Below are 12,605 nucleotides of genomic sequence, written 5' to 3' on the forward strand. Positions count from 1 at the left end.
CCGAATCTGTGACATGCGGGCGTCCTCACCCCCGGCTCAGCGTCCGCGTCACCCCCGCCACGACCGTCGTCGTCAGGATCCAGCCGACCGCGATCAGCCCGTACGCGAGGCCCTGCACGCCCGCCTCGTCCCAGTGCCAGCCGCCGCGCTGGCCGAGCCCGCCGATCGGCACCATCAGGTCCAGGGCGTACGCGGCCGCGTTGAACGGCGGCCCCTCGCCCTTCTTGTTCGGTACGGGGGTGTGCGCGGCGAAGACGGCGGCGCCGAACAGGGTGAGCGCGGCGAGCCAGATCCCGGCGATCCACGGCCGGTAGCCGTACCCGACGGTGGCCTCCAGCAGCCACCCCCAGGCCCGCCCGGCGGGACCGAGCGTCGCGCGGCGCCGCCGCTCGCGTACGAGCAGGACGCGGCGGGCCTCGCCCTCATGGCCCAACCTCCGGTAGTGCGCGGCGAGTTGCTCGTACGGCTGGGGTGCGTACCCGGGTTGCAGGCGCAGCCACGCCAGCCGGTTCGTACTGTCCTCGTGCTGCGCGGCGGCCGTCGACGCCAGCCAGTCGTACGTCAATCCGTCCAGGCCCAACGGGCCCTTCCAGGTGGTGGGGTGGTCCTGGATACGGCCCGCGTGCGCGTTGCGCAGGTTCACGCCGCCCGCCGGTGGCCTCGTGAACCGCAGGTCGAGCGCCTCCACCTGTGCGCCCACGCACATCAACGACGAGCCCGCGCCCACGAGTTCGGCGCGGCCGAACGACAACAGGTCGTCGACCCGCACCCCACGCAACCGCACCCGGCCGTTTGTCCAGAACCCCTCGTGCAGGCGCACGGTCGACGCCCGCAGCCCGTCCCCGTTGAACGCGACCTGGTCCGGCTCCGGGACCACGATCCGCGCCCCGCCCATCCACAGCCCACCGGTCAACTCGGCTCCCGGCACGAGCACTTGACCGTGCGCGACGAACCCCTCCTCGCAGAACACGCCGCCCTGCATGACAAGGCCGCCCGCGTTCAGCGCGATGCCCTCCGGTGCCACCAGGCGCGCCCGGTCGAGCCGCATACCGCCCGCGATGTGCGCGTGCACGAGGTATACGGCGCCGCGCGGGCCGTCCCCGCTGATCGTCGACCCGCGCAGGTCGAGCCGCCCGCCTATCTGCGCCGTCGGCGCCAGGAATCCGGGCAGATCGCAGTCGGTGACACTGAGCGCGAGCGTGCTCGCACCCTCCAACGTCATCGGTTCGTCGAAGCGGCACTCCTCGAACCGTACGAGCCGCTTGATCTCGGCCCCGTCCAGCGCCAGCGCCCCGCGCACGCGCGCGTCGCGCAACACATACGGGTCCGGCCCCGCGTCCGCGTCGAGAATGCCCCGCCGCACCACAGCGGCGTCGACGCTCCGATCAGGGGCGGGTGTCGACGGCACGGGTGGCGGCATCGGGCTCCTCGGGGTCCGTCCAGCGGCGGGTGCGCGCTCCGCCGGGGGCCGCGCGTGTGACCGCAGCATGCCCTACTTCGGCGGATGGATGCCGTTGGATGACCACCTTGCCCACCCCGCAGGAAAACACGAGTTGGCGGTCACGAAACTCGTGACCGCCTGAACTCGCCGACGCAGTGGGCCGGTTCAGGCCTCCTTGATCGCCGAGATGTCGAAGTTGAGCTTGATCTTGTCGGAGATGAGGACGCCACCGGTCTCGAGCGCGGCGTTCCAGGTGAGGCCCCAGTCCGAGCGGAGGATCTCGGTCTTGCCCTCGAAGCCGACGCGCTCGTTGCCGAACGGGTCCTTCGCGACGCCGTTGAACTCCAGGTCGATGGTGAGCGGCTTGGTGGTGCCGAGGATCGTCAGGTCACCCGTGATGCGGTAGTCGTCGCCGCCCAGGGACTCGGCGGAGGTCGACCGGAAGGTCATCGTCGGGAACTCGTCGATCTTGAAGAAGTCGGCGCTCTTCAGGTGGCCGTCACGGTCCTCGTTACCGGTCGAGATGCTCGCCATCTGCACGTCGAAGGAGGCCGTGGACTTCGCCGGGTCCGAGCCGTCCAGGTGCAGCGAGCCGGTGAAGTCGCTGAAGCTGCCCTTCACGTTGGTCACCATGGCGTGCCGGGCGACGAAGCCGAGCGTGGTGTGAGCGGGGTCGACGGTGTAGTCGCCGGTGACGGCGGCGAGGTCCGGGTTGGCCGGCGCGTCGGCAGCGGCGGTGGCGGGGGTGGTGGCGGACTCGTTCTTGCGGCCGAAGATGCCCATGACGTGCTCCTTGGGGACGGGCGGCACGGGGGGTGCCAGGTGGAGTGATGCAGTGATGTTGAACGTTGAACTATCAACTGGTTCGACTGTAGCGCGATGATGTTCAATGTTCAACATCAAACGATGCGTGTTTCCTCGATTACAGCCCGATATGGTCCGGGTCGCCCTTTCGGGCGTGTGCGCGGTGCGCGCCGACGGCGGTGACGGCGGCGGTGTGAGGCGGGTCTCAGGGCGCCGCTTTGTGTGACGTCTACAAGGCGGACCCGCGCTGAGCAGTCACTTCGGCCCCCCGGCGGCCGGGTTCTGTTCAGGGCTACCAGGAAAACGGGCCGGAGACTGTACGGAGTCGACGGACGGTTTTCATGGGTGCCTTTCGTAAGGTCACTACATGACCGTTTTGGACGACAGCGCCTCGAACCCTGGGGACGAGCCCACCGACGCCCGTGGACGCGTGGCCGAGCTGCACGCGATCCGTGCGCAGGCACTGGCCGGACCCAGCGAGAAGGCGACCGCGGCCCAGCACGCGAAGGGGAAGCTGACGGCGCGCGAGCGCATCGCGCTGCTCCTCGACGAGGGTTCGTTCAACGAGGTCGAGCAGCTGCGCCGGCACCGGGCCACCGGCTTCGGCCTGGAGGCCAAGAAGCCCCACACCGACGGTGTCATCACCGGTTGGGGCACGGTCGAGGGCCGCACGGTCTTCGTCTACGCGCACGACTTCCGGATCTTCGGCGGCGCGCTGGGCGAGGCCCACGCCACGAAGATCCACAAGATCATGGACATGGCCATCGCGGCCGGTGCCCCGCTGGTCTCGCTGAACGACGGCGCGGGCGCCCGTATCCAGGAGGGTGTGAGTGCCCTCGCCGGCTACGGCGGCATCTTCCAGCGCAACACCAGGGCGTCCGGCGTCATCCCGCAGATCAGCGTGATGCTCGGCCCGTGCGCGGGTGGCGCGGCGTACAGCCCGGCGCTCACGGACTTCGTGTTCATGGTCCGCGACACCTCGCAGATGTTCATCACGGGCCCGGACGTGGTCAAGGCGGTCACGGGCGAGGAGATCACCCAGAACGGGCTCGGCGGCGCCGACGTCCACGCGGAGACGAGCGGCGTCTCGCACTTCGCGTACGACGACGAGGAGACCTGCCTCGCCGAGGTCCGCTACCTGCTCTCGATGCTCCCGCAGAACAACCGGGAGAACCCGCCGACCATCGAGTCCGACGACCCGGCGGAGCGCCGCGGCGACGTCCTGCTCGACCTGGTCCCGGCCGACGGCAACCGCCCGTACGACATGACCAAGGTCATCGAGGAGCTCGTCGACGACGGCGACTACCTGGAGATCCACGAGCGCTGGGCGCGCAACATCATCTGCGCCCTGGCCCGGCTCGACGGCCAGGTCGTCGGCATCGTCGCCAACCAGCCGCAGGCCCTCGCGGGCGTCCTGGACATCGAGGCCTCGGAGAAGGCCGCCCGGTTCGTCCAGATGTGCGATGCTTTTAACATCCCCATCGTGACCCTGCTCGACGTCCCCGGCTTCCTGCCCGGCGTCGACCAGGAGCACGGCGGCATCATCCGGCACGGCGCCAAGCTGCTGTACGCGTACTGCAACGCCACCGTGCCCCGGATCTCGCTGATCCTGCGCAAGGCGTACGGAGGTGCGTACATCGTCATGGACTCCCAGTCCATCGGCGCCGACCTCACCTACGCCTGGCCGACCAACGAGATCGCGGTCATGGGCGCCGAGGGCGCGGCCAACGTGATCTTCCGCCGGCAGATCGCCGAGGCCGAGGACCCCGAGGCGATGCGCCAGAAGATGGTCAAGGAGTACAAGGCCGAGCTGATGCACCCGTACTACGCGGCGGAGCGCGGCCTGGTCGACGACGTGATCGACCCCGCGGAGACGCGTGAGGTGCTGATCAAGTCCCTGGCGATGCTGCGCACCAAGCACGCCGACCTGCCGTCCCGCAAGCACGGCAACCCGCCGCAGTAACCGGCACTAGTCGTAGGAGACCTGCCACATGCCCATGCCTGACATCCGCGTCGAGAAGGGCCACGCCGAGCCGGAGGAGGTCGCGGCCATCACCGCGATCCTGCTGGCCCGCGCCGCCGCCACTCCCGAGGCCCCGGCGCACCACGTCCGGCACAACCGCGCGGGGTGGCGCCGCCTGGAGCGCGAGCCCGGCTTCCGCGCGCCGCACAGCTGGCGCTGACGCACCCGCTCAGCACCTCGAAGCACCGAAGAGGCCCCGTCTCCCGAGAGGAGACGGGGCCTCTTCGTGTGGGCGCCTTGTCCGGCGCGGTCGCCCACGCAGCGAGGGAGCGGACGCCCGTATCGTCGACGCGGCGCTGGCGCTGCTGCTGGAGCGCGGCTACGACCGCTTCTCCGTCGACGAGGCCGCCTCGCGGGCGGGCGTCGCGAAGACCACCCTGTACCGCCGCTGGCCCACCAAGGACCATCTCGTGGTGGCCGTGGTCGGACGCTTCCAGGACACCGTGCCGGTCGAGTACGGCGGCGACGTCCGCGCCGACCTCACGCGCTACCTCAACGCGATCGTCGCCGGGCTCGACCGCATGCGGCAGGCCGGCCGCCCCGCCACGTCGGGGGACACCTCCGCGGGGCTGGTCGCCGAGGTCGCCGCCGCGGCCGCCCGCCACCGGGACGTCGGCGAGGCCGTGCAGGCCATGTTCCGGCGCCGCAACGCGCTGGTGCTGACCCTGCTCGAACAGGCAAAGGAGCAGCGCGAGTTGCGCGCGGACCTCGACCCCGAAGTGCTCTTCGACCAGCTCGCCGGCGCGCTCTACTACCGGCTCCTGATCACCGGCCGCCCGCTCGACGCGGCCTACGTCGACCAGCTCGTCACGGACGCCCTGCGCGGCGCCCTGGCCTGACTCCCGCCCCTCGACGCACACCGCTCGACGCACAGCGCTCGTCAGCACGTCCGTTCGCCACCGACGCGAAAGAGGACCCACGATGGCTGATACGTCACTGACCGCCCCGCAGGCCGGCACCTCCACGGCCTCCTCCCGGCCTACCAGGAGTGGAACCCGTTCATGACCTCGGCGCGAGTGACCTCCTCCGGCGGCCGTCTGACGGAGGGCGCGCGACTGCGGATCGTGATGCACGACTCCGGCGGAGACAGCACCTTCGAGCCGCAGGTCCAAGTCGCCGATGCCGGAGTGGAGTTGCGCTGGCTCGGGAAGATGGGGCCCGGCTGGATCGCCGACAGGCAGCACCGCTTCACCGTCGAACGGCTCGGCCCGCACCGCGTCCGTCTCACCCAGAGCGAACGCTTCACCGGAGTCGCCGTGCCCTTCGCCCAGGGCGTCCTGACGTCCCGGACGCTGCCGCAGTTCCGGGCCATGAACGAGGCGCTGGCCGAACGGGCCGAGGCGCTAGGGTCCTGACCCCCCTGACACGGCGAATGGCCGCACCCGGCAAGGGGTGCGGCCATTCGCCGTGTCAGGGTCGGGCGACTACCGGAGGCGGGCCATGAGGGCGTGCTCCACCAACGTGATCAGCGTCGACTTGGCGTCCGCGCGGTGGCGGGCGTCCGTCGTGATGATCGGGGTGTCGGGGCCGATCTGGAGGGCCTCGCGGACCTCGTCCGGGTTGTACGGCTGCGCGCCGTCGAAGCCGTTGAGGGCGATGACGAAGGGCAGGCCGGAGTTCTCGAAGTAGTCGACCGCGGGGAAGCAGTCGGCGAGGCGGCGGGTGTCGACGAGGACGACGGCGCCGATCGCGCCGCGCACCAGGTCGTCCCACATGAACCAGAAGCGGTCCTGGCCCGGCGTACCGAAGAGGTACAGGATCAGGTCCTGGTCGAGCGTGATGCGGCCGAAGTCCATGGCGACCGTCGTGGTCGTCTTGTCCCCGGTGTGGGTCAGGTCGTCGATGCCCGCGGACGCGGACGTCATGACGGCCTCGGTGCGCAGCGGGTTGATCTCGGAGACGGCGCCCACGAACGTCGTCTTGCCGACGCCGAAACCACCTGCCACCACGATCTTCGCCGATGTGGTGGAACGGCTTGGAGCAGCCGGCCCTCCGCTAGAGCTTGCGAAGTCCACTGAGCACCCTTTCGAGCAATGTCACGTCTGGCTGGCCGCCGGCGCTCTCGTCGCCGCCGGGCTGATGGATGGCGACCAGTCCCGCCTCCGCGAGGTCGGCGACGAGAATCCTGGCCACACCGAGAGGGATCGTCAGGAGGGCCGAGATCTCGGCCACCGACTTGATCTCTCGGCAGAGAGTGCAGATCCGCTGGTGCTCGGGCAGTTGGCCCTGCAACTGGTGCGGCTGCGCGGTGGTGTGCACCAGCGCCTCGATGGCGAGCTGGTACCGCGGCCTTGTGCGGCCGCCCGTCATGGCGTACGGGCGCACCAGCGGGTTGTTCTTTGCGGCGGGTGCGGGATTCGCGTCGGGGCGCGGCTGCGGCTGCACGGGCTGGATGCGCGGCGCGGGCGGCTGGTCGTAGGGACCGGGCTGCCGGGTCGGTCGGGCGTGGTTCGCCGACGAGGGGGAAGACGGGAAGTTGTACCGGTTCTGGGATCCGTCGTCACCCATGCCCGCCTGGCCCCGCCCCTGGCCGTGGCCGTAGGGCGGCCACTGGGCCGACGAACCGCTCGGGGGTGTTGCTGAACCAGACACGAACTTCCTCCTCCGACTGCGCTGGGCACCATCACTGTGGAGCCGCGTCCCGAAACCTTACGGCCCCGGGACACGAATACGCACTGCCTGTCTGTTAGTTGAGAAGGCTTCCCTGAAGCTCCGCCCGCAGGTCCGGCGTGAGAACCGTGCCCGCCCGGTCGACAAGAAGGGCCATCTCGTACCCAACGAGGCCAATGTCCGCCTCGGGGTGTGCAAGGACGGCGAGAGAAGAGCCGTCGGAGATGGACATGATGAAGAGGAATCCTCGCTCCATCTCCACAACTGTCTGGTTCACCGGGCCGCCTTCGAAGATGCGGGAGGCGCCCGCGGTCAACGAGGTCAGACCCGAGGCGACGGCCGCCAACTGGTCGGCGCGGTCGCGGGGGAACCCTTCGGACATCGCCAGAAGGAGTCCGTCGGCGGAGACCACCACCGTGTGGGACACACCGGGGGTGTTGTCCACGAAGTTGGTGATCAACCAGTTCAGGTTCTGTGCCGCCTGGCTCATCGGGCTCACACTAACGCTCCTGGTTGTAGGTGCTGTCAGGGCCGAAGCCCTGGCCGTTCGTATCACTGCTGCCTTCACTGCGTCCCCGCTGTACGCCGCGACGCAGGTTGCTGAGCCTGCCCCTGACGTCTTCGGGGGCGCGGGAGACCTGTGGGCCGCCCTGCGGCGTCGACTCCGCCGTGCCCTCGACCAGGTTGGCCTTGGGCACCCGGCGCGGAAGTCCGGACGCGGTGACCCCGCCCGCCTTCGGCTTCTTGAGCTGCTCCGCGCGCACCCACCGGGCGTCGTTGGCAGAGCGCCAGTCGGTGTCGTCCTCGGAGCGGGTCTCGGGGGCCTGCTGGGGGGTCGGCGCGGGCTCCTGCGGGGCACCGCCACCGCGCCGCGGCAGACCTGCGTCGGTCAGCGCGTGGGGTGCGGAAGGGGCCGGTCCGGCCGAATCTGCCGAGGGGGTGGCACCGTGTCCGTCGAAGCCTACGCGTTCCCGGTCCGCTGCGGCAGTGCCCGGAGCGGATTCCGCTTCGGTGCCGAACGGGCCCTGGAAATCGGGTCGGTAGGGCTCCCGGAAGGCGTCCTGTGCCTGCCAGTCGGCTCGCTGCGAGGACGGCTCGAAGGGGTTGTACGGCTCCCGCGGGGCTTCCGCATAGCCGTCCTGCGGGGCGTACCCGGAGGCGAACCCGTCCGGCTGTCCGGTGCCGTGGGTGGGCTGTACGGGGACGAACCCGTCGAAACCGTTCTGCTGCCGGTCGTCGAAACCGCCCTGCTGCCGGCCGTCGTAGCCGCCCCGGTGCTCGTCGTAGACGCCCTGCTGCGGATCGTCGTAGCCGAGCTGCCGGCGGTTGTCGTACGGGGCCTGCCGGGTGTCGTACGGGTTCTGCTCCGCGAAGGGCGGACGGTCCTGCTGCGGCTGCTGTGGCTGGAAGTCGTCGCGGAAGAGCGGGCGTTCCTGTTGCGGCTGCCGCTGGTCCTGGACGGGGTCGTCCTGCTGCTGCGCCTCCAGGGCCGCACGGCGCTCCTCACGCATGAGGGAGCGGCCGACCGGGTCCAACTCGCGGGCGTCGTCCGGGATGTCGTACTGGCTGTCGTCGAAGCCGAGTTCGGCGGCCGTGCGCAGCGGGGTGTGCTCGAACGCGGCCTGCTTCGGGATCATCGTCGAGACGGTGAACTCGGAGTCCTCCTGGACCCCGCCGCCACCACCGTGCGTGATCGCCTCGGGCAGCATGACCAGCGACGTCGTACCCGCCTGCTCGCCCGAGGGGCGCAGCTGCACGCGGATGCCGTGCCGGTCCGACAGGCGGCCGACCACGAACAGGCCCATGCGCTGGGAGATCGCGGCGTCCACCGTCGGCGGGTTGGCCAGCTTGTGGTTGATGTCCGCGAAGTCCTCGGCGGTGAGGCCGATTCCCTTGTCGTGGATCTCGATCATGACGCGGCCGTCGGGGAGACGGGTCGCGGTGACGCGGACCTTGGTCTGCGGCGAGGAGAACGTCGTGGCGTTCTCCAGAAGCTCGGCGAGCAGGTGCACGAGGTCGGTGACCGCGCGGCCGTGGATCTCGGCCTCGGGGACGCCGGCCAGCTCGATGCGCTCGTACTGCTCCACCTCGGAGGTCGCGGCGCGCAGCACGTCGACCAGCGGGACCGGCTGGTCCCAGCGGCGGCCGGGCTCCTCGCCCGCGAGCACCAGGAGGTTCTCGCCGTTGCGGCGCATACGGGTCGCGAGGTGGTCCAGGCGGAAGAGGTTCTCCAGCTGGTCCGGGTCGGCCTCGTTGTTCTCCAGGTCGGTGATGAGGGTCAGCTGGCCCTCGATCAGCGACTGGTTGCGGCGCGACAGGTTGGTGAAGATCGCGTTGATGTTGCCCCGGAGCAGCGCCTGCTCGGCGGCGAGCCGGACGGCCTCGCGGTGCACCTGGTCGAAGGCGCGGGCGACCTCGCCGATCTCGTCCGTCGTGACGATCGGGATCGGCTGTACGCGGGTGTCCACCCGGCCCGGCTCGGTGCGCGAGAGCTGGTCGACGAGCATCGGCAGGCGCTGCTCGGCCACGTCGAAGGCGGCGGAGCGCAGCCGGCGCATCGAGCGGGACATCTGCCGGGCCATCTGGCCGGCGATCAGGACGGCGACGAGCAGGGCGATCACGACGGCGGCACCGATGATGATCGCCTCGCGCTTGGCGTCGGCGGCGATCCCGGAGGCCTCGGTCACGGCCTTGTCCGCGAGATTCGACTCGATCGTGCGATAGGCGTCGAACTTCGCCGTGTTGACCGCCCACCAGTTCTCGGGCGTGACGCCCTTCTGGGCGAGCGCGAGCCTGGCACTCGGCTGGGTGCTGGGCAGGGCCACCACGGCGCCGACCATCTTGGTGTTCTCGGGCGGCGGGATGTACGAGGGGTTCTTGGCCTTGGCCGCGGCGGCCTGCTTGGCGCCGTCGGACTTCAGCCTCTTGATCGTGCCCTGGAGCTTCTGGAGGTCCTCGGCCGTACCGCCGCCCTTGTACTCCTCGATGGCGATGTTCTCGAGGTAGGCGTAGCTGCCGAGCGCGGTGCGCTGACGGGTCAGGTTCGTGGCGCCGGGGCCGGGCTTCACCAGGAGGTGCATGCCGATGGACCGCTCCAGCGAGAGCGCCGCCTTGGTCAGCGAGATCGCGTAGACGGTACGGCCGTAGCTGGTGATGTTGCCGGTGCCGAGGCCGAGCTCGTTGGCGAACTCCATCAGCGGGTGCTGGATGGCGACGTAGCCCTCTTCGGTCTGCACGCCGGGCAGCCTGGAGGTGTACGCGGCGGCCCGCAGCTTCTTCAGCTGGGGCTCGACCTTGGTGAACTGCGCCATGCGGCGCTCGAGGCCTTCCTTCTGCGGCATGTTCGCTGCCGCGGCGTGGAACTTCTCGGCGGCGGTGTCCGTGGCCTCGCGGGCCTTGGCGACCTGGGGGTCGTCCGTCTTGCCCTGGAGGAGGGGCGCCGCGGTGCTGTCGCGCTCCTCGATGAGGCGGTTGCCGTACGTCAGCGAGGCCTGCACGAGGCGTGCGGTGCTCTCGGCGTCCTCGGCCTCCTGCCAGGTGTCGATCGAGTTCGACACCTGGAAGCCACCCATGACGAGGCCGACGAGCACGGGTATGAGAAGGATGGCGTTCAGCTTGGTGGGTACACGCCAGTTACGGGGCGACATGCGTCCGCCCGACGACGCCGGCGCCGTGGCCTCGGCCGCCGGCGCGGTCCGCGCCGCGTCGCGCGGGGGCGGGGTGAAGTTGCCCCGCGCCGAGACCGGCTCGGGACTGTTCTTGCTTCGCCTCACTCGACCAACAACCTCTCGGCGTCGGCACCTACGTTGTGCCGCGGTATGTCTCCAGGCCCATTCCTACTGGGCAGTTCAGCGCATTCCAGCACGTCAGGAGGCACACCTCCAAACAGTCGGAAGCGGAAGCTCCGCGTGACGCACACCCCAGATAAAACGGTCATAAAGAGCGAGCCCCGCCAAAAGGCGGGGCTCTTGTGAGCGCAGTGGAACCGGCTGTGCGCGACGTGTGTCGGTGCCCTGGGAATTCTCTTTCGAAACGTTATGAACACCAGGGCCCGGCGTGTCAAAGGCCACAGGGGGCGCCGAATGGGCTACGACAACTGCCGTATGGATCCAGCCACTTGATGACCGAGATCCGACCGTTTTTGACAGGCGCCCGGTTACTTCAAGCGGGCCATGAGGGCATGCTCGACCAGCGTGATCAGACCGCTCTTCGCGTCGGCGCGGTGCCGGGCGTCGGTGGTGATGATCGGGGTGTCCGGGCCGATCTGCAGGGCCTCGCGCACCTCTTCGGGGGCGTACGGCTGGTGCCCGTCGAAGCCGTTGAGGGCGATGACGAAGGGCAGGCCGGAGTTCTCGAAGTAGTCCACGGCCGGGAAGCAGTCGGCGAGGCGGCGGGTGTCGACGAGGACGACGGCGCCGATCGCGCCGCGCACCAGGTCGTCCCACATGAACCAGAAGCGGTCCTGGCCCGGCGTACCGAAGAGGTACAGGATCAGGTCCTGGTCGAGCGTGATGCGGCCGAAGTCCATGGCGACGGTGGTCGTCGTCTTGTCCCCGGTGTGCGTCAGGTCGTCGATCCCGGCGCTCGCCGAGGTCATGACGGCTTCCGTGCGCAGCGGGTTGATCTCGGAGACCGCCCCGACGAACGTGGTCTTGCCGACGCCGAAGCCGCCCGCCACCACGATCTTCGCCGAGGTGGTGGCACGGGCGGTTCCCACGGAACCGTCAGAGCTTGCGAAGTCCACTGAGCACCCTTTCGAGCAGAGTCACGTCCGGCGCACCGCCGTTGGCCTCGTCGCCGCCCGGCTGGTGAATGGCGACGAGCCCGGCCTCGGCCAGGTCCGCGACGAGGATCCGGGCCACGCCGAGCGGCATCGAAAGCAGCGCCGAGACCTCGGCCACCGACTTCACCTCGCGGCACAGGTGGCAGATGCGCTGGTGCTCAGGCAGCAGCGTCACCAGGGCCGCGGGGTCGGCCGTCGTGCTCACCAGCGCCTCGATGGCGAGCTGGTAGCGCGGGCGGGTCCGGCCACCGGTCATCGCGTAGGGGCGGACCAGGGGCTGGTCGCCCTCGAAGCCGTACCCGGCGTGGGCGGTGGCGCCGTACGGGTCGTGTGAGTCGGTGGGCGGGGTCATGGATCCTCCGGGCGGGACGACAAGTGCGGGGGCCTGCCGTCTGAGGGTGGGCCGGTGGGGGGATTGTGACGGCGGAATATCGGGTGTGCGGATTGCGTGCGCTGACTGGATTCCGGGACTGCCGATGAAGCAGACTGCGGGGGTGGCCGGGGTTACCGGCCGTTACGGGCCTCAGTGCAGAAGGCTGCCCTGAAGCTCTGCGCGCAGGTCGGGGGTGAGCACCGAGCCCGCCCGGTCGACCATCAGCGCCATCTCGTAGCCGACGAGGCCGATGTCGCAGTCGGGGTGTGCGAGCACGGCGAGCGACGAGCCGTCCGAGATGGACATGAGGAAGAGAAAGCCGCGCTCCATCTCCACGACCGTCTGATTCACCGGGCCGCCCTCGAAGATCCGGGACGCGCCGGCCGTGAGCGAGGTGAGACCCGACGCCACGGCCGCCAGCTGGTCCGCGCGATCGCGCGGGAACCCCTCGGACATCGCGAGCAGCAGCCCGTCCGCGGACACCACGACCGTGTGCGAGACACCCGGCGTGTTGTCCACGAAGTTCGTGATCAACCAGTTCAGGTTCTGTGCCGCCTGGCTCATCTGGCTC

13 protein-coding genes and 1 pseudogene are annotated in these 12,605 nt (G+C 69.9%); 5 read left to right on the forward strand and 9 right to left on the reverse strand.

The window, feature by feature from the left end; genetic code table 11:
* Positions 1-25: 25 nt before the first annotated feature.
* Both OG746_RS12470 and OG746_RS12475 read right to left on the reverse strand, forming a co-directional pair.
* Positions 26-1,420 carry an oxidoreductase gene (locus OG746_RS12470; protein ID WP_266714467.1) on the reverse strand — a complete coding sequence of 465 codons (1,395 nt, stop codon included), beginning with the start codon at positions 1,418-1,420 and terminating at the stop codon, positions 26-28.
* A 186-nt stretch (positions 1,421-1,606) separates the two neighbouring features.
* Positions 1,607-2,224 carry a YceI family protein gene (locus tag OG746_RS12475; RefSeq protein ID WP_266714469.1) on the reverse strand — a complete coding sequence of 206 codons (618 nt, stop codon included), beginning with the start codon at positions 2,222-2,224 and terminating at the stop codon, positions 1,607-1,609.
* Between the two features lie 388 nt (positions 2,225-2,612).
* On the opposite strand from OG746_RS12475, the gene OG746_RS12480 reads away from it, so the two are divergent.
* The 5 genes and pseudogenes from OG746_RS12480 to OG746_RS12495 all read left to right on the forward strand — a co-directional run bounded on the left by OG746_RS12480 (position 2,613) and on the right by OG746_RS12495 (position 5,623).
* A complete protein-coding gene (locus OG746_RS12480; protein WP_266714471.1) occupies positions 2,613-4,208 on the forward strand; it encodes an acyl-CoA carboxylase subunit beta in 1,596 nt (531 codons plus the stop codon).
* A gap of 28 nt (positions 4,209-4,236) precedes the next feature.
* A complete protein-coding gene (locus tag OG746_RS12485) occupies positions 4,237-4,428 on the forward strand; it encodes an acyl-CoA carboxylase subunit epsilon (RefSeq protein WP_266714473.1) in 192 nt (63 codons plus the stop codon).
* A 121-nt stretch (positions 4,429-4,549) separates the two neighbouring features.
* Positions 4,550-4,678, forward strand: a pseudogene (locus OG746_RS45545) (TetR/AcrR family transcriptional regulator); the annotation flags it as partial.
* Positions 4,679-5,107, forward strand: a complete 429-nt coding sequence (locus OG746_RS12490) for a TetR-like C-terminal domain-containing protein (protein ID WP_266714475.1) — start codon at positions 4,679-4,681, stop codon at positions 5,105-5,107.
* 162 nt (positions 5,108-5,269) lie between these two features.
* Positions 5,270-5,623 carry an SRPBCC domain-containing protein gene (locus tag OG746_RS12495; RefSeq protein WP_266714477.1) on the forward strand — a complete coding sequence of 118 codons (354 nt, stop codon included), beginning with the start codon at positions 5,270-5,272 and terminating at the stop codon, positions 5,621-5,623.
* A 69-nt stretch (positions 5,624-5,692) separates the two neighbouring features.
* On the opposite strand, the gene OG746_RS12500 is transcribed toward OG746_RS12495, so the two are convergent.
* From OG746_RS12500 to OG746_RS12530, 7 genes are all read right to left on the reverse strand, one after another.
* Positions 5,693-6,283, reverse strand: coding sequence for a GTP-binding protein (locus OG746_RS12500; protein ID WP_266714479.1), 591 nt, complete (start codon positions 6,281-6,283; stop codon positions 5,693-5,695).
* The gene (locus OG746_RS12505) at positions 6,264-6,860 is read right to left on the reverse strand and encodes a DUF742 domain-containing protein (RefSeq protein ID WP_443063146.1); all 597 of its coding nucleotides are present in this window, start codon (positions 6,858-6,860) and stop codon (positions 6,264-6,266) included. The genes OG746_RS12500 and OG746_RS12505 overlap by 20 nt, the downstream gene beginning before the upstream one ends.
* 94 nt (positions 6,861-6,954) lie before the next feature.
* Positions 6,955-7,368, reverse strand: a complete 414-nt coding sequence (locus tag OG746_RS12510) for a roadblock/LC7 domain-containing protein (RefSeq protein WP_266714481.1) — start codon at positions 7,366-7,368, stop codon at positions 6,955-6,957.
* A 10-nt stretch (positions 7,369-7,378) separates the two neighbouring features.
* Entirely contained in the window at positions 7,379-10,651 is a 3,273-nt protein-coding gene (locus tag OG746_RS12515) for a sensor histidine kinase (RefSeq protein WP_266714483.1), read from the reverse strand.
* 383 nt (positions 10,652-11,034) lie between these two features.
* Positions 11,035-11,622 (reverse strand): GTP-binding protein, encoded by a 588-nt coding sequence (locus tag OG746_RS12520; protein WP_266714485.1) that lies wholly within the window; start codon positions 11,620-11,622, stop codon positions 11,035-11,037.
* Positions 11,603-12,013, reverse strand: a complete 411-nt coding sequence (locus tag OG746_RS12525; protein ID WP_266714487.1) for a DUF742 domain-containing protein — start codon at positions 12,011-12,013, stop codon at positions 11,603-11,605. The genes OG746_RS12520 and OG746_RS12525 overlap by 20 nt, the downstream gene beginning before the upstream one ends.
* A 171-nt stretch (positions 12,014-12,184) precedes the next feature.
* Positions 12,185-12,598 carry a roadblock/LC7 domain-containing protein gene (locus OG746_RS12530; RefSeq protein WP_266718905.1) on the reverse strand — a complete coding sequence of 138 codons (414 nt, stop codon included), beginning with the start codon at positions 12,596-12,598 and terminating at the stop codon, positions 12,185-12,187.
* Between the last annotated feature and the right edge of the window lie 7 nt (positions 12,599-12,605).

Origin of the sequence: Streptomyces sp. NBC_01016, from assembly GCF_026341035.1 — a bacterium.
Taxonomy (GTDB): domain Bacteria; phylum Actinomycetota; class Actinomycetes; order Streptomycetales; family Streptomycetaceae; genus Streptomyces.